Genomic DNA, 18,938 nt, shown 5'->3' with positions numbered 1-18,938 from the left:
GCTGGCGCCTGGCGGCCGTCCCGCTCACGCCCCCGCCGCCGCCCGCCACCAGGCCGCGCATCACCACCCGCGAGGGCTTCGAGGTGCGCGGCCACGAGGAACTGGGGCTCCCGCCGGTCTTCACGACCGTCCCCGTCCGCCAGAAGGTGGTCTTCCTCACCATCGACGACGGCGCCGAGAAGGACCCGGCCTTCCTGCGGATGATGAACGACCTCCGGGTGCCGTACACCGCCTTCCTCAGCGACTACCTGATCAAGGAGGACTACGGCTACTTCCGGCGGATGCGGGCCGACGGGGCGGCCCTGAACAACCACACCCTGAACCACCGCTACCTGCCGGCGCTGTCCTTCCGCCGCCAGCAGTACGAGATCTGCGGAATGCAGGACGTCCTGCGCGAGCGCTACGGCGCGCGCGCCCCGCTCTTCCGGCCGCCCTTCGGCAACTACAACCGCGACAGCCTGCGCGCGGCGAAGTCCTGCGGCATCAGATACGTCCCGCTGTGGAACGAGGAGGTCTTCGTCGACCGCTGGGAGTACCGCGAGCCGGACCGGCGCATCCGGCCGGGCGACATCGTGCTCACCCACTTCCGGGGTCGCGGCGACTGGAAGGGCACCATGCCGGACATGGTCCGCCGGTTCCTCGACAAGGTGACCGCCGAGGGCTACGCGGTGGCCCGGCTGGAGGACTACCTCTAGCCAGTGCCGTGACCGGGAAGGTTCACCGGCTCGCGATGCCGGAGAACGCCGGGCGGGGGGCCCGTTCCGGCACGCCGCGCCGCGGCTCATTGGCACTCCGCTTGACCGAGTGCTAATCCCGGTCATAGTCTCGGCCCTGGCACTCCCCACTGGAGAGTGCCAACCACGCGACGGGCAGGTCCGGCACCCGCGACGACGGATCGACCTGGTCGCCACCTCAGACAGTTGACCCCGTGAGATCTCCGAAGGGGGAGGTCGGATCGTGACGACCACCAGCTCCAAGGTTGCCATCAAGCCGCTCGAGGACCGCATTGTGGTCCAGCCGCTGGACGCCGAGCAGACCACGGCCTCGGGCCTGGTCATTCCGGACACCGCCAAGGAGAAGCCCCAGGAGGGCGTCGTCCTGGCCGTGGGCCCGGGACGCTTCGAGAACGGCGAGCGCCTGCCGCTCGACGTCAAGACCGGCGACATCGTGCTGTACAGCAAGTACGGCGGCACCGAAGTGAAGTACAACGGCGAGGAGTACCTCGTCCTCTCGGCCCGCGACGTGCTCGCGATCATCGAGAAGTAGTTCTCTTCGAAGCACCCATTGCTTTGAGCTGCGCCCCTGGCCCCGCGACCATTAACCAGCCGGGAGCCCGGGGCGCAGTGCATTTTCCACTCCAGATTCCGAGAGGGCTCCCGCTGTCATGGCGAAGATCCTGAAGTTCGACGAGGACGCCCGTCGCGCCCTCGAGCGCGGCGTCAACAAGCTGGCCGACACGGTCAAGGTGACGATCGGCCCCAAGGGCCGCAACGTCGTCATCGACAAGAAGTTCGGCGCGCCCACCATCACCAACGACGGTGTCACCATCGCCCGCGAGGTCGAGATCGAGGACCCGTACGAGAACCTGGGCGCCCAGCTGGTGAAGGAGGTGGCGACCAAGACCAACGACATCGCTGGTGACGGTACGACCACCGCGACCGTCCTGGCCCAGGCGCTGGTGCGCGAGGGCCTGAAGAACGTCGCCGCCGGCGCCTCCCCGGCCGCCCTGAAGAAGGGCATCGACGCGGCCGTCGCCGCCGTCTCCGAGGACCTGCTCGCGACCGCCCGCCCGATCGACGAGAAGTCCGACATCGCCGCCGTCGCCGCGCTGTCCGCCCAGGACCAGCAGGTCGGCGAGCTCATCGCCGAGGCGATGGACAAGGTCGGCAAGGACGGTGTCATCACCGTCGAGGAGTCCAACACCTTCGGTCTGGAGCTGGACTTCACCGAGGGCATGGCCTTCGACAAGGGCTACCTGTCGCCGTACTTCGTGACGGACCAGGAGCGCATGGAGGCCGTCCTGGAGGATCCCTACATCCTCATCAACCAGGGCAAGATCTCCTCCATCGCCGATCTGCTGCCGCTGCTGGAGAAGGTCATCCAGACCGGTGCCTCCAAGCCGCTGCTGATCATCGCCGAGGACCTCGAGGGCGAGGCCCTGTCGACCCTGGTCGTCAACAAGATCCGCGGCACCTTCAACGCGGTCGCGGTCAAGGCCCCCGGCTTCGGCGACCGCCGCAAGGCGATGCTCCAGGACATGGCGACCCTCACCGGCGCCACGGTCATCTCCGAGGAGGTCGGCCTCAAGCTCGACCAGGTCGGCATCGACGTGCTCGGCTCCGCCCGCCGCGTCACCGTCACCAAGGACGACACCACGATCGTCGACGGCGCCGGCAAGACCGAGGACGTCCACGGCCGCGTCGCCCAGATCAAGTCCGAGATCGAGAACACCGACTCCGACTGGGACCGCGAGAAGCTCCAGGAGCGCCTCGCGAAGCTGGCCGGCGGCGTGTGCGTGATCAAGGTCGGCGCCGCCACCGAGGTGGAGCTGAAGGAGAAGAAGCACCGTCTGGAGGACGCCATCTCCGCGACCCGCGCCGCGGTCGAGGAGGGCATCGTCTCCGGTGGCGGCTCCGCGCTCGTCCACGCCGTGAAGATCCTCGAGGGCAACCTCGACAAGACCGGCGACGAGGCCACCGGTGTCGCCGTGGTCCGCAAGGCCGCCGTCGAGCCGCTGCGCTGGATCGCCGAGAACGCCGGCCTGGAGGGCTACGTCATCGTCTCCAAGGTGGCCGAGCTGGAGAAGGGCAACGGCTACAACGCCGCGACCGGCGAGTACGGCGACCTGGTCAAGGCCGGCGTCATCGACCCGGTCAAGGTCACCCGCTCCGCCCTGGAGAACGCCGCCTCCATCGCCTCCCTGCTCCTGACGACCGAGACCCTGGTCGTCGAGAAGAAGGAAGAGGAGGAGCCCGCGGCCGCCGGCCACGGTCACGCGCACTGACCCGGGCACCCGGTTCCGGCAGAAGGCCCCGTCCCGTCGTCACGACGGGACGGGGCCTTCCCCCTTCGCGGTCACCTTCCGAGTACCCCCAGCTGCTCCATCAGCCCCGCCCGGTCGTAGATCCAGTGGCTCTCGCTGATCCGGCCGCCCGTGAACCGCTGCCACGTCATGCCCCGCATGGTCACGTCCTGCCCGGTCGGCTCGATCCCGAGGAACTCGCCCTTGTGCCGGGCGGCCCAGGTCCAGCGCGTGCACACCTGGTCGTCCTCGGCCAGCTGGCCGTCGATCCGGAACCCGAAGTCGAACGCCGCCTTCCAGTCCGCGTACTGCTCCCGCAGCCCCTCGACCCCCTGCACGGGCCGCAGATAGGCCGGATCGTGATCCACGTAGTCCTCGGTGACGTGGTCACCGACGCGCTCCGGCTCCATCCGGCCCATCGCCTCGAAGAAGGCCCGCGCGGCCAGGACGTTCAGCTGCTCGTCGCGGACCACGTCCAGATCGGTGAACGTCGGCGCCTCCTCGCACAGCGCCACCATCTCCTGGAAGACGCGGTCCGTCTCCGGCAGGCCGGAGTTGCGCATCGCCTCCTCGTAGGAGGGGAACTCCACGATCTCGATGAAGTGCGAGGAGTCGGACCGGTCCTTGCCGACGATGTCGTGCGTCGCGGTCCGTCTGCCCCGGGTCTGCTCCACCCACCGGTCCATCAGCCGGTTCATCTCGTCGAACCGGTCGGTCCTGCAGTCGATGAGCTGTACGAACGTCATGGCGCCCTCGCCTCCGGCCCCTGGTGCGACTGGACACCCACCATTGTCCTCGCCCCGGCGGCGCCACGCCTGTTCGCCCGGCGGCCCTACTGCGGCCCGTACTTGCGGCCGGTCCGGGACGAGAGCCCGCCGAGCATGCCGCGCGGCACCAGCTTCGCCGCGCCCAGCAGCACCTTGTACCGCGGGTCCGGCACGCACAGCGACCTCCCGCGCGCCAGGTCCTCCAGCGCGGTGGCCGCCACCTTGTCCGCGTCCAGCCACATCCACCCCGGGATGTTGTCCGTGTCCATCCCGGCCCGCTCGTGGAACTCGGTGCGCACGAACCCCGGGCACAGCGCCATCAGCCGCACCCCGCTCCCGGCCAGGTCGCGCGCCGCGCCCTGGGTGAACTGCACGACCCACGCCTTGGACGCGCCGTACGTGCCGCGCGGCACGAACGCCGCCACCGACGCCACGTTCACGACGCCGCCGCGGCCGCGCTCGCGCATCGCCTCCGCCGCCGCCGACGTCAGCCGCAGCACCGCCTCGCAGTGCACCTTGAGCATCGTCAGCTCGTCCGCCATGGAGACGTCGAGATAGCGGCCCTTGTTGGCGAAGCCGGCGTTGTTGATCAGCAGGTCGACCGGGTTCCTGCGGTCGCCGAGGCGGGTGGCGACCGCCTCGATGCCGGTGTCCCGCGCGAGGTCGGCCGTCAGCACCTCCGCCTCGATGCCGTGCCGGTCGTGCAGTTCGGTCGCCTGTTCCCGCAGCCGCTTGGTGTCCCGGGCCACCAGGACCAGGTCGTGGCCGTCGGCGGCCAGCCGCCGCGCGAACGCGGCGCCGATGCCCGCGGTCGATCCCGTAATCAATGCCGTTGTCATGGCGCAAGATTAGTGACCCGGACCGAGTCGTTCCGCTCGCCGTCCGCCCCGGTCGGCCGGGCCCCGCCCGTCCGGCACCCGGCCGCGCTCCACCGGATCGTGAACTCTGTTCTCACTAGGGTGAGTTGGGTGGCGACGTCACATGACGGAACGTCAGTTCCCGTACTTCTCCGCGTACGTGCGTGCGGTCGCCAGGGCCTCGGGATGCAGTGCCCCCTCCGCCGCCAGCAGGCGCGGCAGCAGGGCCCGGCGGGTCGTGACCGCCTGGAACTGGAGGGCCACCGTCACCTCGTGGTCCGGCCGGTGGACGATCTCCACCGCGTCCCCCGCGCAGACCTCGCCCGGCTCGATCACCCGCAGATAGGCGCCCGGCGCGGCCTTGGCCGTGAACCGCCGCACCCACTGCCGTTCACCCAGATGGCCCTGGAAGGTGCGGCAGGGTATCCGGCCGCTGGTCACCTCCAGCACCACCTCGGGACCGACCCGCCAGCGCTCGCCGATCAGCGCGCCGGAGACGTCCAGCCCGGCGGTCGTGAGGTTCTCGCCGAACGCGCCGTCCGCCAGCGGGCGCCCCAGCTCGCGCTCCCAGTCGTCGAGGTCCTCGCGCGCCACGGCGTACACCGCCTGGTCGTCGCCGCCGTGGTGCTGCAGGCTGCACACCGCGTCGCCGGCCAGCCCGCTCCCTCCCGTCCCCTTCGGCCCCGGCGCCGCCACGCGCACCGGACCCCCGGCCGGCCGCTTGTCGATGCCGGTCACGCCGTCGGGGTGGTCCGTGTACGACACGGGCGTCGCCAGGCCCAGGTTCACCGAGAGAAGCTTCATGCGGGAACCGTAGGCGAACGGCGGTCAAAGCGTCGATGCAATATTCAGCACGCTCCCCAAGCTCCGCTTATGCTCGGTCGTGTGCTCGAAGCCCGCCACCTCCGTGTCCTGCGCGCCGTCGCCGCCTCCGGCTCCTTCTCGGCGGCCGCCCGCGACCTGGGCTGCACCCAGCCCGCCGTCAGCCAGCAGATGAAGGCCCTGGAGGCATCCGTCGGCACGCCCCTGCTCGTGCGCAGCGGACGCGAGATGCGGCTGACCCAGGCCGGGGAGTCCCTGGTGCGGCACGCCGCCGGAATCCTGGCGGGCCTGACCGCCGCCGAGGAGGAGGTCGCCGCCATCGCGGGGCTGCGCGCGGGCCGCGTCCGGCTCGTCTCCTTCCCCAGCGGCAGCTCCACCCTCGTCCCGACCGCCCTCGCCGCGCTGCGGGCCGCGCACCCCGGCACCCGGGTGTCGCTGGAGGAGGCCGAGCCGCCGCGGTCCGTGGAGATGCTGCGCGAGGGCGAGTGCGACGTGGCACTGGCCTTCCGCTACGAGGGGGCGGCGGGCGCCGAGGAGTGGGACGACCTCGTCGTGCGCCCCCTGCTGACGGACCGCCTCGTCGCCCTCGTGCCGGAACGGCACCGGCTCGCCCGCGCCGCGCCCGCCGGGTCCGTCGCCATCGGGGAACTCGCGGCCGAGCCCTGGATCGCCGGATGCCCGCGCTGCCGCGGCCAGTTGATCGAGGTGTGCGCGAGCGCCGGCTTCACCCCGCGCATCGACTTCGCCACCGACGACTACCCGGCGGTGGTCGGCCTGGTCGGCGCCGGACTGGGCGTGGCCGTCCTGCCCCAGCTGGCCGCCGAGTCGGTACGGCCGCGCGGCGCGCGCATGGTGACGCTGGAGCCGGCGGTCCGGCGGGAGATCGTCGCGCTCACCCTGCCCGACCTCGCCCAGGTGCCGGCCGTGGCGGCGACCCTGGAGCAGCTGGCGCGCACCGCCGGACGCTAGGGCTGCCCGGCTGCCGCGGTGCGCACTGCCGGACGCCGGGGTGCGCACCGCCCGAGAGAAGGGCACGCGTGCGCGTGCCCTGGTGTGGAGAAACGTTCCTTCAGTTGGTCGAGCCGGCCTCGCCGCTCGTGGTCGACGCCGTGACCAGCCGGTTGCGCGCGCGTCCCATGAGCTCCTCGCGCTCGTCCTCGGTCAAGCCGCCCCATACGCCGTACGGTTCGCGTACCGCCAGCGCGTGCGCCGCGCACTGCGCGCGCACGGGACACCTCATGCAGACCTCCTTGGCCGAGTTCTCTCGAGCGCTCCGAGCCGCACCGCGCTCGCCCTCGGGATGGAAGAAGAGCGAGCTGTCCACCCCGCGACAGGCAGCCAGCAGCTGCCAGTCCCATAGGTCCGCGTTCGGTCCGGGAAGGCGGGAGAAATCTGCCATTGCGTGACCCCTTGTAGCCGTTCTGGGCGGATACGGTGTCTACGACCGTACATCTACGATCTAAGGAGATGAAAATATGACTCATTGCGAATCTAGCTCCAATCGCCAACAAACGGGAAGAAAAAGGTCTGAATGGGGCATGGGTTGTGATGAAACGTCGAGGGTCCGCCGCGCATGTCTGCCCTGTGTCCGCCCCCTCACGTAGAGTGCCGAAGACTGCATACGGCCCCGTAACTCTTTCGGGTGACCGTCGTTGAGAGGGCGGAGGCGGTTGAAGCTGCAAGTGCTCGGGCAGGCGTCCGAGACGGTCGACCGCACAGGTGACGATTTCGTACCAGCCTGGAGGCTCAAGGTGACGTGCATCAGCTGCGGAGGGCGGCCATGACATCCGTCCTCGTCTGCGACGACTCCCCGCTTGCCCGAGAGGCGCTCCGCCGCGCGGTCGCGACCGTGCCCGGCGTCGAGCGCGTGACGACGGCGGCCAACGGCGAGGAAGTCCTCCGCCGCTGGGGTGCCGACCGCTCGGACCTGATCCTGATGGACGTGCGCATGCCCGGTCTGGGCGGCGTCGAGACCGTGCGGCGGCTGCTGTCCGCCGACCCCGGCGCGCGCATCATCATGCTCACCGTCGCCGAGGACCTCGACGGCGTGGCGCTCGCGGTCGCCGCCGGCGCCCGCGGCTATCTGCACAAGGACGCCTCGCGCGCCGAACTGCGGGCGACCGTGACGCAGGCGCTCGCCGACCCGACCTGGCGGCTCGCCCCGCGCCGGCTGCGCTCGGCCGAGATGGGCGCCGCCCCGACGCTCACCGCGCGGGAGATCCAGGTGCTCGAAGGCATGAGCCACGGCCGCTCCAACGCCGAGATCGGCCGCGAGCTGTTCCTCTCCGAGGACACGGTCAAGACCCACGCCCGGCGCCTGTTCAAGAAGCTCGGCGCCTCGGACCGCGCCCACGCGGTGGCGCTCGGGTTCCGCTGGGGCCTGGTTCGTTAGTCGCGTCACCGCGGACCGCCGTGCCGTCCGACGGCCGCGGCCGCGTCGTGGCCGGTCGCGCGGCTCCCCGCGCCCCCTCGGGGGCGCGGGCGCTGGGTCGACCGGAGTAGCTCTGACGGCGCCCGCTCCTCGTTTCGGCGCGGATGCCGCATCCTTGAGATGTGGAGTCTCTCGGGGACGAGTCGGTCGAGCGGAAGGGGAGGGCGCAGCGGATGGGTTCCGGCGCACCTGCTCATAACGCTTCGGTGCACAACATCGGGCGTGATGCCGCGGACCGTACGGCCGCAAGGCACCATGGACCGATGCGCGACGACGAGGCGGCGAACGCCGCAGGGGCGATCGGTGCGCTCGTCCATCGCGCCGTGGACGGGGACGAGCAGGCCACGCACGATCTGCTCGCGGAAGTCCACCCGCTCGCCCTGCGCTACTGCCGCACCCGGCTCTCGCGCCTGCCGGGGGACGCCCGGCACTTCGTCGAGGACCTCGCGCAGGAGGTCTGCGTCGCGGTCCTCCTCGCGCTCCCGCGCTACAAGGACACCGGCCGCCCCTTCGAGGCGTTCGTCTTCGCCATCGCCGCGCACAAGGTCGCCGACCTCCAGCGCGCCGCGATGCGCCACCCGGGCTCCACCGCCGTGCCCTCGGACGAGATGCCCGAGCGCCCGGACGACTCCCTCGGCCCGGAGGAGCGCGCGCTGCTCAGCAGCGACGCCGAGTGGGCCAAGAAGCTGCTGGCCAACCTGCCGGAGAACCAGCGGGAACTGCTGCTGCTGAGGATCGCGGTCGGGCTGACCGCCGAGGAGACCGGCCAGATGCTGGGGATGTCGCCGGGCGCGGTCCGGGTCGCCCAGCACCGCGCGCTCAGCAGACTGCGCGCGCTGGCGGAGCAGTAGCGCTTCCGTCCGAGCCCCCTGAACCGACCCGCGGATGAACGGGCTCCACCCCGATTCCGTACGAACATACGAAGCCCGGAGTCCCCCGGAACCGTGGAATTTGCAGGCCGCGCTTCCCGTTAGCATGGACATCCGCACCGATCAAGGCCATTTGGGGAAGGTGTCATGACTGCAAACGTCGACGGAGTGCCCGAGAAATTCGCGACGCTCGGGTTGACCTACGACGACGTGCTGCTGCTGCCGGGCGCATCCGAGGTGCTGCCCAACGCGGTCGACACCTCGTCCCGCGTCTCCCGCAATGTCCGGGTCAACATCCCGCTGCTGTCGGCGGCGATGGACAAGGTGACCGAGTCCCGCATGGCGATCGCGATGGCCCGCCTCGGCGGCGTGGGCGTCCTGCACCGCAACCTCTCCGTCGAGGACCAGGTCAACCAGGTCGACCTGGTCAAGCGGTCCGAGTCCGGCATGGTCACCGACCCCATCACGGTGCACCCGGAGGCGACGCTCGCGGAGGCGGACGCCCTGTGCGCCAAGTTCCGTATCAGCGGCGTCCCCGTGACCGACCCGGCCGGCAAGCTGCTCGGCATCGTCACCAACCGCGACATGGCCTTCGAGAGCGACCGCAGCCGCAAGGTGCGCGAGGTCATGACCCCGATGCCGCTGGTCACGGGCACGGTGGGCATCTCCGGCGCCGACGCCATGGAGCTCCTGCGCCGCCACAAGATCGAGAAGCTGCCGCTCGTCGACGACCAGGGCGTCCTCAAGGGCCTGATCACGGTCAAGGACTTCGTCAAGGCCGAGAAGTACCCGAACTCCGCCAAGGACGCCGAGGGCCGGCTGCTCGTCGGCGCCGCGGTGGGTGCCAGTCCCGAGGCCCTGGAGCGCGCCCAGGCGCTGGCCGGTGCCGGGGTGGACTTCCTGGTCGTCGACACCTCGCACGGCCACAACAGCAACGCCCTCAGCTGGATGGCGAAGATCAAGTCGAGCGTGTCCGTCGACGTGATCGGCGGCAACGTCGCCACGCGTGACGGCGCCCAGGCGCTGATCGACGCCGGTGTGGACGGCATCAAGGTGGGTGTCGGCCCCGGCTCGATCTGCACCACGCGCGTGGTCGCCGGCATCGGCGTCCCGCAGGTCACCGCCATCTACGAGGCCGCGCTCGCCGCCCGCGCCGCGGGCATTCCGCTGATCGGCGACGGCGGCCTGCAGTACTCGGGCGACATCGGCAAGGCGCTCGCCGCCGGCGCCGACACCGTCATGCTGGGCAGCCTGCTCGCGGGCTGCGAGGAGTCGCCCGGCGAGCTGCAGTTCATCAACGGCAAGCAGTTCAAGTCGTACCGCGGCATGGGCTCGCTCGGCGCGATGCAGTCCCGTGGCCAGGGCAGGTCCTACTCCAAGGACCGCTACTTCCAGGCCGAGGTCGCGGCCGACGACAAGCTCGTCCCCGAGGGCATCGAGGGCCAGGTGCCCTACCGCGGCCCGCTGTCCAGCGTCCTGCACCAGCTCGTCGGCGGTCTGCGCCAGACCATGGGCTACGTGGGCGCGGCCACCATCGGGGAGATGGAGTCCAAGGGCCGCTTCGTGCGGATCACCTCCGCAGGGCTGAAGGAGTCGCACCCGCACGACATCCAGATGACGGTCGAGGCGCCCAACTACAGCCGCAAGTAGGCAGCGGGCCCGACGGGCGGCTCCGGAGGCATCCGGGGCCGCCCTCGTCGTGCCCGTCGGCGATACTGGAAGACGCTGAAACGCATCAGGGAAAGGCCACAGACGTGACTGAGATCGAGATCGGGCGCGGCAAGCGCGGCCGCCGGGCGTACGCCTTCGACGACATCGCCGTCGTCCCGAGCCGCCGTACGCGGGACCCGAAGGAGGTCTCGATCGCCTGGCAGATCGACGCCTACCGCTTCGAGCTGCCCTTCCTGGCCGCCCCCATGGACTCGGTCGTCTCCCCGGCCACCGCGATCCGCATCGGCGAGCTCGGCGGCCTCGGCGTGCTGAACCTCGAAGGGCTGTGGACCCGCTACGAGGACCCGCAGCCGCTGCTCGACGAGATCGCCGAGCTGCCCACGGAGGCCGCCACGCGCCGCCTCCAGGAGGTCTACGCCGCCCCCGTCAAGGAGGAGCTGATCGGCCAGCGCATCAAGGAGGTGCGCGACTCCGGCGTGGTCACGGCGGCCGCGCTCTCCCCGCAGCGCACGGCCCAGTTCTCCAAGGCGGTCGTCGACGCGGGCGTGGACATCTTCGTCATCCGCGGTACGACGGTCTCGGCGGAGCACGTCTCGTCCTCGCACGAGCCGCTGAACCTGAAGCAGTTCATCTACGAGCTCGACGTCCCGGTGATCGTCGGCGGCTGCGCCACGTACACCGCCGCGCTGCACCTGATGCGCACCGGCGCCGCGGGCGTCCTGGTCGGCTTCGGCGGCGGCGCCGCGCACACCACGCGCAACGTCCTCGGCATCAGGGTGCCCATGGCCACCGCGGTCGCGGACGTGGCCGCCGCCCGCCGCGACTACATGGACGAGTCCGGCGGCCGGTACGTCCACGTCATCGCCGACGGCGGTGTCGGCTGGTCAGGCGACCTCCCCAAGGCCGTCGCCTGCGGCGCCGACGCCGTGATGATGGGCTCCCCGCTGGCCCGCGCCACGGACGCGCCCGGCCGGGGGCACCACTGGGGCATGGAGGCCGTGAACGAGGAGCTGCCGCGAGGCAAGAAGGTCGACCTCGGCACGGTCGGCACCATCGAGGAGGTCCTGACGGGCCCGTCGCACACCCCGGACGGCTCGATGAACTTCTTCGGCGCCCTGCGCCGGGCCATGGCCACGACCGGATACAGCGAGCTGAAGGAGTTCCAGCGCGTCGAGGTCACGGTCGCGGACTCCCAGCACACGCGCTAGCAGTCCCGCGGGGCTCCGCGGAGCACGTGGGAGGGCCGGTCACCCGGAACGGGGTGACCGGCCCTTGTCGTCCGCCCCGGCTCCTCGGGCCCCGTGGCCCGGACCGGCGCGCGCTCCCGCTACAGCCGGTGTGCGGCGCCGGTGGGTGTGGCGCCCCGGGTGTCCAGGAGGAGCTGGGCCTTCACCGACAGGCCCTGGAGGTCGTACGTGCGGTGCTGCTGGAGCAGGATCGTCAGGTCGGCGTCGGCCGCGGCCTCGTACAGGGAGTCCGCGCGCGGGACGGGGCGGTCCAGGATGCTCCAGGAGGCCACGTACGGGTCGTGGTAGCTCAGGGACGCGCCCAGCTCCAGCAGGCGGATCGCGACCTCCTGGGCCGGCGTCGACTGCTGGTCGGCGAGGTCGGGCTTGTAGGTGACACCCAGCAGCAGGACGCGGGCCCCGCGCGCGGACTTCCCGTGCTCGTTGAGGAGGGCGGCGGCCCGCTGGACGACGTAGCGCGGCATGTGGCTGTTGACCTGCTGGGCCAGTTCCACCATGCGCAGGGTCCGGCCCGCGGCGCCGGTGAGGTCCTGGGGGGCGGCGTGGCCGCCGACGCCGGGCCCGGGGCGGAAGGACTGGAAGCCGAACGGCTTGGTCTCCGCGCAGCGGATGACGTCCCACAGGTCGACGCCCAGGTCGTGGCAGAGGACGGCCATCTCGTTGACGAGCGCGATGTTGACATGCCGGAAGTTCGTCTCCAGCACCTGCACGGTCTCCGCCTCGCGCAGCCCGCGCGCGCGGACCACCTTGTCGGTGAGCCGGCCGTAGAACGCCGCCGCCGACTCCGTGCACGCGGGCGTGAGGCCGCCGATCACCTTGGGGGTGTTGGCGGGTGTGAAGTCGCGGTTGCCCGGGTCGACGCGGCTGGGCGAGTACGCCAGGTGGAAGTCGCGCCCCGCACGCATGCCGGAGCCCGCTTCCAGCAGCGGGCGCAGCACGTTCTCGGTGGTGCCCGGGGGGACGGGCGACTCCAGGATGACCGTGGTGTGCGGGCGCAGCCGCGGGGCCAGGGCGCGGGCCGCCGCCTCCACCTGGCCCAGGTCGAGGCCGCCGTCCGCGCCGGGCGGGGTCGGCGGGCAGATGACGGCGGTGCGGACCCGGCCGAGCTCGGCGGCGCTGGTGGCGTGCCGGAAGCCCCCCGAGAGCATCCGGCGCAGTTCGGCGGGGCTGAGGGAACCGGCCTCGGGGCCGGTCCCGTAGCCGAGCGTGGGGATGCCTGCGGCGACGGCGGCCTTGGCCAGGGGCAGTCCGTACGGGCCTAGTCCGATGACGGCGAGATCGGCGGGCATGGCGTGGGCCGTCCTTCCCAATAACCGAAGCGGGGCAGGTGCGCAAGCCCTGTGGACAGAACGAGGGGGCGCAATGTCAGACTAGGAGTAAATATGACCTACTTGCGGCATTGAATGATCGCGTTTCCGTGAGTGTTGTCCACAGGCTGAGGGCGCGTGGTGGCTGAAGTCGGGCAACCCGGTCAGAATTCTGGGCAGGGGAGGTAGGAGCCGGGCTTCGCCCTGAGGGCGCGGCCGTGCGAGCGACGAGCGGGAGGCAGCGGTGAGGACAGCGACACTGGGGCCGGCGGAGCGCGCCGAGTCACTGGCGGCCATGGCCGAGCGCGAGCTTGACCTACTGGTCGTGGGAGGCGGCGTCGTCGGTGCGGGCACCGCGCTGGACGCGGCCACCCGCGGACTGTCCACCGGCCTCGTAGAGGCCCGTGACTGGGCGTCCGGCACCTCCAGCAGGTCCAGCAAGCTGGTCCACGGCGGGCTGCGCTATCTGGAGATGCTCGACTTCGTGCTCGTACGCGAAGCACTCAAGGAGCGCGGACTGCTGCTGGAGCGGCTGGCCCCGCACCTGGTCAAGCCCGTGCCCTTCCTGTACCCGCTGCGGCACAAGGGCTGGGAGCGCCTGTACGCGGGGTCCGGCGTCGCGCTCTACGACGCCATGTCGATGGCCCGCGGCCACGGGCGGGGCCTGCCGCTGCACCGGCACCTGAGCCGCCGTCACGCCCTGCGCGTGGCGCCCGCGCTGCGCAAGGACGCGCTGGTCGGCGCCCTGCAGTACTACGACGCCCAGATGGACGACGCCCGCTATGTGGCCACCCTCGTGCGCACGGCGGCGGCCTACGGCACGAAGGTCGCCAACCGCGCGCGCGTGACGGACTTCCTGCGCGAGGGCGAGCGGGTCGTCGGCGCCCGGGTGCAGGACGTCGAGGGCGGCGGGGAGTACGAGATCCGCGCCCAGCAGATCGTCAACGCGACGGGTGTGTGGACCGACGACACCCAGTCGATGGTGGGGGAGCGCGGGCAGTTCCACGTGCGCGCCTCCAAGGGCATCCACCTGGTCGTGCCCAAGGACCGCATCCACTCCTCGTCGGGGCTGATCCTGCGCACCGAGAAGTCCGTGCTGTTCGTCATCCCCTGGGGCAGGCACTGGATCGTCGGCACCACCGACACCGACTGGGACCTCGACAAGGCCCACCCGGCCGCCTCCAGCGCCGACATCGACTACCTGCTGGAGCATGTGAACTCCGTGCTCGCGGTCCCGCTGACCCGTGACGACGTGGAGGGCGTGTACGCGGGCCTGCGGCCGCTGCTCGCCGGGGAGTCGGACGCCACCAGCAAGCTCTCGCGCGAGCACACCGTCGCGCATCCGGTCCCCGGCCTGGTCGTCGTGGCGGGCGGCAAGTACACGACGTACCGGGTGATGGCCAAGGACGCGGTGGACGCCGCGGTGCACGCGCTCGACATGCGCGTCGCCGAGTGCGTGACGGAGGACATCCCGCTGCTGGGCGCCGAGGGATACCGCGCGCTGTGGAACGCGCGTGCCCGGATCGCGCAGCGGACGGGGCTTCACGTGGTGCGCGTGGAGCACCTGTTGAACCGGTTCGGCTCGCTGGCGGAGGAGGTTCTCGAACTCGTCGCCGCCGACCCCACGCTGGGCGAACCGCTGACGGCCGCCGACGACTACCTGCGCGCCGAGATCGTGTACGCCGCCTCGCACGAGGGGGCGCGGCACCTGGACGACGTGCTGACGCGCCGCACCCGCATCTCCATCGAGACCTTCGACCGGGGCACGCGCAGCGCGCGTGAGGCCGCCGAGCTGATGGCGCCCGTGCTGGGCTGGGACAAGGACCACATCGAGCGCGAGGTCGAGCACTACCAGAAGCGGGTGGAGGCCGAACGCGAGTCGCAGCGCCAGCCGGACGACCTGACGGCGGACGCGGCCCGGCTGGGCGCGCCGGACATCGTGCCGCTGTAGCGGCGGCCGGCCGCGGGCCCGGGGCAGGCCGGTCCCGGACCCGCGGCCGGCCCGGCCGGGCCCAGGGCCCTACCGGCCGCGAGGGCAGAACTCCGCGGCGAGCAGGCGGGGTTCGAGGCCGGGGTCCGCGAGGTCCGTCGTGTTCACCCGGAAGGTCAGGACGCGGCGGCCGTCGGCGGTGGCCGCGGTGCGCACGTAACTGCCGGGAATGCGCCCGTTGTGCCCCCAGACGACGGTGCCGCAGGGGAGCGTCACGGGAAACAGGCCCATGCCGTACGAGCCGCGCGCGGCACGGGTGTCGAGCATCTCGCGCAGCGTGCCCGGGGGCAGCAGACGGCCCCCCAGCAGCGCCGCGAAGAAGCGGTCGAGGTCGGCGAGCGTGGTCACCAGCTCGCCCGAGGCCCCGGCGACCCGGGGATCGAGAGCGGTGACGTCGCTCCCGTCGGCCGCGTAGGCGCGGCCGTGCGGGGCGGGCAGCGAGGTGCGCGACCCCGGGAAGGAGGTGCCGGTCAGCCCCAGCGGGGCGAGGACGCGCCGTTCGGTCTCGGCGGCGTAGGAGCGGCCGGTGACGCTCTCGATGACGAGGCCGAGCAGGACGTAGTCGGTGTTGGAGTAGCGGTAGGCGCCGGGCGCCGCAGGGGGGCCGGTGAGGGCGACGCGCACGGCCTGACGGGGAGTGAGGGGGACGGCTGCACCGGTCGCGGCGGCGAAGTCGGGTAGGCCGCTGGTGTGGGTCAGCAGGGCGCGCAGCGTCAGCGCGCGCCCGTCGCCGCCCGTCCCGCGCACCAGCCCCGGCAGGTGCCGCTCGACCGTGTCGGACAGGGACAGCCGCCGCTCCGCGGCCAGTTGGAGGACCACCGTCGCGATGAAGGTCTTGGTGACGCTTCCGGCGCGGAAGCGGTCCTCGCGGGCGATCCCGCTTCCGGTCCGGACGAACCGGGTGCCGCCCGGACCGACGGCGAGCAGGGCGGCGGCGGGCGCCCCGCCCGGGGACACCAGCCGGGCGAGGACGGCGCCGGCGGACGGCGCCGGGGCCGTCCGCACGGAGGCGGGGGCGGAGCCGCCCGAGGAGGTGTCGGCCGGCGGAACGGGGGAAACCAGGGCCAGCAGGGACAGGGAGACGGCCGGCACGACGGCCCGGGATCTGCGGGGCCGCGGTCTCGCCGGTCGCACCATGGGCGTTCCTCTCCTCGGTCGGCGCCCATCATGCCGGGCAAGCGGAACGGACGGTTCACCGGGCGCCCGGCCGCCCGTGCCCGGGTCGTCCGGTTCGTGCCGCCGGGTTGCGCCACGAGGGGCACCCTGGGCGCCGGGCACTTGTCGGGTGAGGGACAATGGAGGCTCTGTCAGGGCGGGTTGTATGAGGGGACGCATGTCGGAGGCGGAGCGGGCGGGCACATCCCGTCAGGAGACTCGTCAGGACGACCACGAGCGTCTCCTCGCGGGACGGTACCGGCTGGGAGGAGTCCTCGGCCGGGGTGGCATGGGCACGGTGTGGCGGGCCAGGGACGAGACGCTCGGGCGGACCGTCGCCGTCAAGGAGCTGCGGTTCCCGACCAACATCGACGAGGAGGAGAAGCGGCGGCTGATCACGCGCACCCTGCGTGAGGCGAAGGCGATCGCCCGCATCCGCAACAACAGCGCCGTGACGGTGTTCGACGTCGTCGACGAGGACGACCGGCCCTGGATCGTCATGGAACTCGTCGAGGGCAAGTCCCTCGCCGAGGTCATCCGGGAGGACGGTGTGCTGGAGCCCAAGCGCGCCGCCGAGGTCGGCCTGGCCGTGCTCGACGTGCTGCGCTCCGCGCACCGCGAGGGCATCCTGCACCGCGACGTCAAGCCCTCCAACGTCCTGCTGGAGTCCGACACCGACAGAGTCGTGCTCACCGACTTCGGTATCGCGCAGGTCGAGGGCGACCCGTCCATCACCTCGACCGGCATGCTCGTCGGCGCGCCCTCCTACATCTCGCCCGAGCGGGCGCGCGGCCACAAGCCCGGCCCCGCGGCCGACCTCTGGTCCCTGGGCGGACTGCTGTACGCGTCGGTCGAGGGGCTGCCGCCGTACGACAAGGGCTCCGCGATCGCCACGCTCACCGCGGTGATGACCGAGCCGCTGGAGGAGCCGAAGAACGCCGGCCCGCTGCGGGACGTCATCCACGGCCTGCTCACCAAGGACCCCGAACAGCGGCTCGACGACGCGGGTGCGCGCGCGATGCTCAGCGCCGTCCTCCACGCCCCCGCGGCCCCGGCCGGACCGCAGGCCCCGGACGCGACGAAGGTCGTGCCGCTGCCGCCGCAGCCCGGTGAGCGGGACAAGAAGCGCGCGGACAAGGGGCGTTCGCCGGGTGCCGCGGCCACCTCGGGCAACCGCGCGGAGGAGGCGGGTGACCGGCTGCGCGGGGCGCTGCGCTCGGTGCGCAAGGCCGCCGCGGGCGCGGGCGCCGCCGGGACGGCCGCCGCGTCCGCCGCCCCGGACGAGAAGAAGCCGGACGCGGACTCCGGGCTCGCGGTGACCGGTGAGCACCGCTCCGTGGGCACGGACGCCAAGGACCAGGAGACCAAGGGCGCGGCCGGTGCGGGCCGGAGTTCGGGATGGCCCGTGATGCCGCCGCCGGATCTGCCCGAGCGGCCGGTGCAGCGGGCGCCGCTGACCGACGTGGTGTCGAAGCGGACGCTGCTGATCATCGCGGTGGCCGTCGCGCTCGCGGTGATCGGCACGGTGCTCGCCGTCACGTTCAGCGGCGACGGCGGCTCCAGTGCCTCCGGCGGCGGTGCGAAGACCTCCGCGGGGGCGAGCGCCGCATCCGGCACCAAGCGCGACGAGAAGGGCGGCACCCGTACCGACGGCGGGCCGTCCGGCTCGCCGGCCGCTCCGGGCGTGCCCGGAGCCGGCAAGGAGAGCGGGGGGACGCCGACCACCGGGACCGGCAAGGGCGGCGACGACTCCGGGAAGGGCTCCGGCGGCGGCAAGGCCGCCACCACCTACAAGGGCTCCCAGGGGTACTCCATCGGGCTGCCCGAGGGCTGGAAGTTCCAGACGGCCGGCTCGGCGGGCGACCGCTTCACCGGCCCCGGCGGACAGAAGCTGCTCATCGCCTGGACGTCCACGCCGAAGGACGACCCGGTGGCGGACTGGAAGAACCAGGAGCGGTACATGCAGCGCTCCCAGTACGACAGGATCCGTATAGCGAAGGTCGATTACCGCGGCTGGAACACGGCCGACTGGGAGTTCACCTACGCCGACGGCGGGACGAAGTACCGGACGATCGACCGGGGTTTCGTCGTGGACGAGCGGCGCGGCTACGCGCTGATGTACACGGCGCGGGCCGACGACTGGGAGAGCGGCAAGCGCAGGAGCGCCTGGAGCACGCTGGCGGCCACGTTCGAGCCGAAGCCGTGAGGTGAGCGGTCCCGGCACGCCCGCGCGGGCCGGGACCGTGTGTGAGATACGGCAACATCTCTTTGCGGCTTGCCTCCGGCACGTATCGTGAATGCTTGCAGACCGTACGCATCCAGTCGGGCGTCCGGAACGCAACACAGGGCGAGCGGAATTGACCGATCGGCGGCTGGGGGAGGCAACGTGGACGACTACGCGGGCCGGGTGCTCGCCGACCGCTACCGCCTGCCGCTGCCGCCCTCCGACGAGTTCGAACTCACCGAGTCCCGGGCCTTCGACACCTACAGCGGACAGGAAGTCCTCGTCCGGCAGGTGCCGTTGCCCGAGGTCGTCGAGGCCGAGGTGCTCGACGCCGAGGGCCTGCCCGACGGGTTCACCGCGCGTGACCCCCGCGGTGCCGCGGGCCGCGGGCCGCTCCCGGGCTCCGGCCCCCGCCGGCCCGCCGACCCCGCCGTACGGCGCGCCGTCGAGGCGGCGCAGGCCGCCGCGCGCATACCCGACCACCCGCGGCTGGACCAGGTCTTCGACGTGTTCGCCGAGGGCGGTTCGCTGTGGATAGTGAGCGAGCTGGTCTCCGCCCGCTCCCTCGCGTCGCTG

At 72.1% G+C, this 18,938-nt stretch carries 16 protein-coding genes and 1 pseudogene; 11 read left to right on the top strand and 6 right to left on the bottom strand.

Features of this window, described 5'->3' with window-relative positions; all coding sequences use genetic code 11:
* The 3 genes from SZN_RS26525 to groL all read left to right on the top strand — a co-directional run.
* Nucleotides 1-695 (top strand): polysaccharide deacetylase family protein (locus SZN_RS26525; protein ID WP_007500779.1); only part of this gene is annotated, 695 nt, incomplete at its 5' end.
* Nucleotides 696-957: 262 nt separating this feature from the next.
* Nucleotides 958-1,266, top strand: coding sequence for a co-chaperone GroES (groES, locus tag SZN_RS26520; RefSeq protein ID WP_003998759.1), 309 nt, complete (start codon nucleotides 958-960; stop codon nucleotides 1,264-1,266).
* Nucleotides 1,267-1,384: 118 nt separating this feature from the next.
* The gene (gene groL, locus SZN_RS26515; protein WP_007500774.1) at nucleotides 1,385-3,004 is read left to right on the top strand and encodes a chaperonin GroEL; all 1,620 of its coding nucleotides are present in this window, start codon (nucleotides 1,385-1,387) and stop codon (nucleotides 3,002-3,004) included.
* A gap of 71 nt (nucleotides 3,005-3,075) precedes the next feature.
* Here groL and SZN_RS26510 read toward each other — a convergent pair whose 3' ends face one another.
* The 3 genes from SZN_RS26510 to SZN_RS26500 all read right to left on the bottom strand — a co-directional run bounded on the left by SZN_RS26510 (nucleotide 3,076) and on the right by SZN_RS26500 (nucleotide 5,450).
* Nucleotides 3,076-3,768, bottom strand: coding sequence for an ester cyclase (locus tag SZN_RS26510; RefSeq protein ID WP_007500772.1), 693 nt, complete (start codon nucleotides 3,766-3,768; stop codon nucleotides 3,076-3,078).
* A gap of 86 nt (nucleotides 3,769-3,854) precedes the next feature.
* The gene (locus tag SZN_RS26505; RefSeq protein ID WP_043733265.1) at nucleotides 3,855-4,628 is read right to left on the bottom strand and encodes an SDR family NAD(P)-dependent oxidoreductase; all 774 of its coding nucleotides are present in this window, start codon (nucleotides 4,626-4,628) and stop codon (nucleotides 3,855-3,857) included.
* Nucleotides 4,629-4,781: 153 nt separating this feature from the next.
* On the bottom strand, nucleotides 4,782-5,450 hold the full coding sequence (locus SZN_RS26500; protein WP_007500769.1) for an MOSC domain-containing protein: 669 nt from the start codon (nucleotides 5,448-5,450) through the stop codon (nucleotides 4,782-4,784).
* 81 nt (nucleotides 5,451-5,531) lie between these two features.
* On the opposite strand from SZN_RS26500, the gene SZN_RS26495 reads away from it, so the two are divergent.
* Nucleotides 5,532-6,437 carry a LysR family transcriptional regulator gene (locus SZN_RS26495; RefSeq protein WP_043733268.1) on the top strand — a complete coding sequence of 302 codons (906 nt, stop codon included), beginning with the start codon at nucleotides 5,532-5,534 and terminating at the stop codon, nucleotides 6,435-6,437.
* A gap of 100 nt (nucleotides 6,438-6,537) precedes the next feature.
* Here the strand turns inward: SZN_RS26495 and SZN_RS26490 are convergent, their stop codons facing one another.
* The gene (locus tag SZN_RS26490; protein WP_043733261.1) at nucleotides 6,538-6,867 is read right to left on the bottom strand and encodes a WhiB family transcriptional regulator; all 330 of its coding nucleotides are present in this window, start codon (nucleotides 6,865-6,867) and stop codon (nucleotides 6,538-6,540) included.
* Nucleotides 6,868-7,248: 381 nt separating this feature from the next.
* Here SZN_RS26490 and SZN_RS26485 point away from each other — a divergent pair, with 381 nt between their 5' ends.
* The 4 genes from SZN_RS26485 (at nucleotide 7,249) to SZN_RS26470 (ending at nucleotide 11,647) form a co-directional block, all read left to right on the top strand.
* Nucleotides 7,249-7,860 (top strand): response regulator transcription factor, encoded by a 612-nt coding sequence (locus SZN_RS26485; RefSeq protein ID WP_003948568.1) that lies wholly within the window; start codon nucleotides 7,249-7,251, stop codon nucleotides 7,858-7,860.
* A gap of 302 nt (nucleotides 7,861-8,162) precedes the next feature.
* Nucleotides 8,163-8,750: a sigma-70 family RNA polymerase sigma factor gene (locus tag SZN_RS26480; RefSeq protein ID WP_007500763.1), complete on the top strand. Its 588-nt coding sequence runs from the start codon at nucleotides 8,163-8,165 to the stop codon at nucleotides 8,748-8,750.
* Between the two features lie 165 nt (nucleotides 8,751-8,915).
* Complete coding sequence (guaB, locus tag SZN_RS26475) at nucleotides 8,916-10,418, top strand: IMP dehydrogenase (RefSeq protein ID WP_007500761.1); 1,503 nt, start codon at nucleotides 8,916-8,918, stop codon at nucleotides 10,416-10,418.
* A gap of 104 nt (nucleotides 10,419-10,522) precedes the next feature.
* Nucleotides 10,523-11,647, top strand: a complete 1,125-nt coding sequence (locus SZN_RS26470) for a GuaB3 family IMP dehydrogenase-related protein (protein WP_007500758.1) — start codon at nucleotides 10,523-10,525, stop codon at nucleotides 11,645-11,647.
* Nucleotides 11,648-11,766: 119 nt separating this feature from the next.
* On the opposite strand, the gene SZN_RS26465 is transcribed toward SZN_RS26470, so the two are convergent.
* Complete coding sequence (locus SZN_RS26465; protein ID WP_007500757.1) at nucleotides 11,767-12,975, bottom strand: nucleotide sugar dehydrogenase; 1,209 nt, start codon at nucleotides 12,973-12,975, stop codon at nucleotides 11,767-11,769.
* A 262-nt stretch (nucleotides 12,976-13,237) separates the two neighbouring features.
* Between SZN_RS26465 and SZN_RS26460 the strand changes: the two genes are divergently transcribed.
* Nucleotides 13,238-14,944: a glycerol-3-phosphate dehydrogenase/oxidase gene (locus SZN_RS26460; protein WP_043733257.1), complete on the top strand. Its 1,707-nt coding sequence runs from the start codon at nucleotides 13,238-13,240 to the stop codon at nucleotides 14,942-14,944.
* Nucleotides 14,945-15,013: 69 nt separating this feature from the next.
* Here the strand turns inward: SZN_RS26460 and SZN_RS26455 are convergent, their stop codons facing one another.
* Entirely contained in the window at nucleotides 15,014-16,120 is a 1,107-nt protein-coding gene (locus SZN_RS26455; RefSeq protein WP_007500753.1) for a serine hydrolase domain-containing protein, read from the bottom strand.
* Nucleotides 16,121-16,316: 196 nt separating this feature from the next.
* Here SZN_RS26455 and SZN_RS26450 point away from each other — a divergent pair, with 196 nt between their 5' ends.
* Together SZN_RS26450 and SZN_RS26445 are read left to right on the top strand one after the other, a co-directional pair.
* Nucleotides 16,317-18,344, top strand: a complete 2,028-nt coding sequence (locus tag SZN_RS26450) for a serine/threonine-protein kinase (protein WP_043733251.1) — start codon at nucleotides 16,317-16,319, stop codon at nucleotides 18,342-18,344.
* 180 nt (nucleotides 18,345-18,524) lie between these two features.
* A pseudogene (locus SZN_RS26445) lies at nucleotides 18,525-18,938 on the top strand (protein kinase); the annotation flags it as partial.

The sequence above is a fragment of the Streptomyces zinciresistens K42 genome, from assembly GCF_000225525.1.
In the GTDB taxonomy this organism is placed as follows: Bacteria; Actinomycetota; Actinomycetes; order Streptomycetales; family Streptomycetaceae; genus Streptomyces; species Streptomyces zinciresistens.
This window is presented reverse-complemented; position numbering and strand designations above follow the sequence as displayed.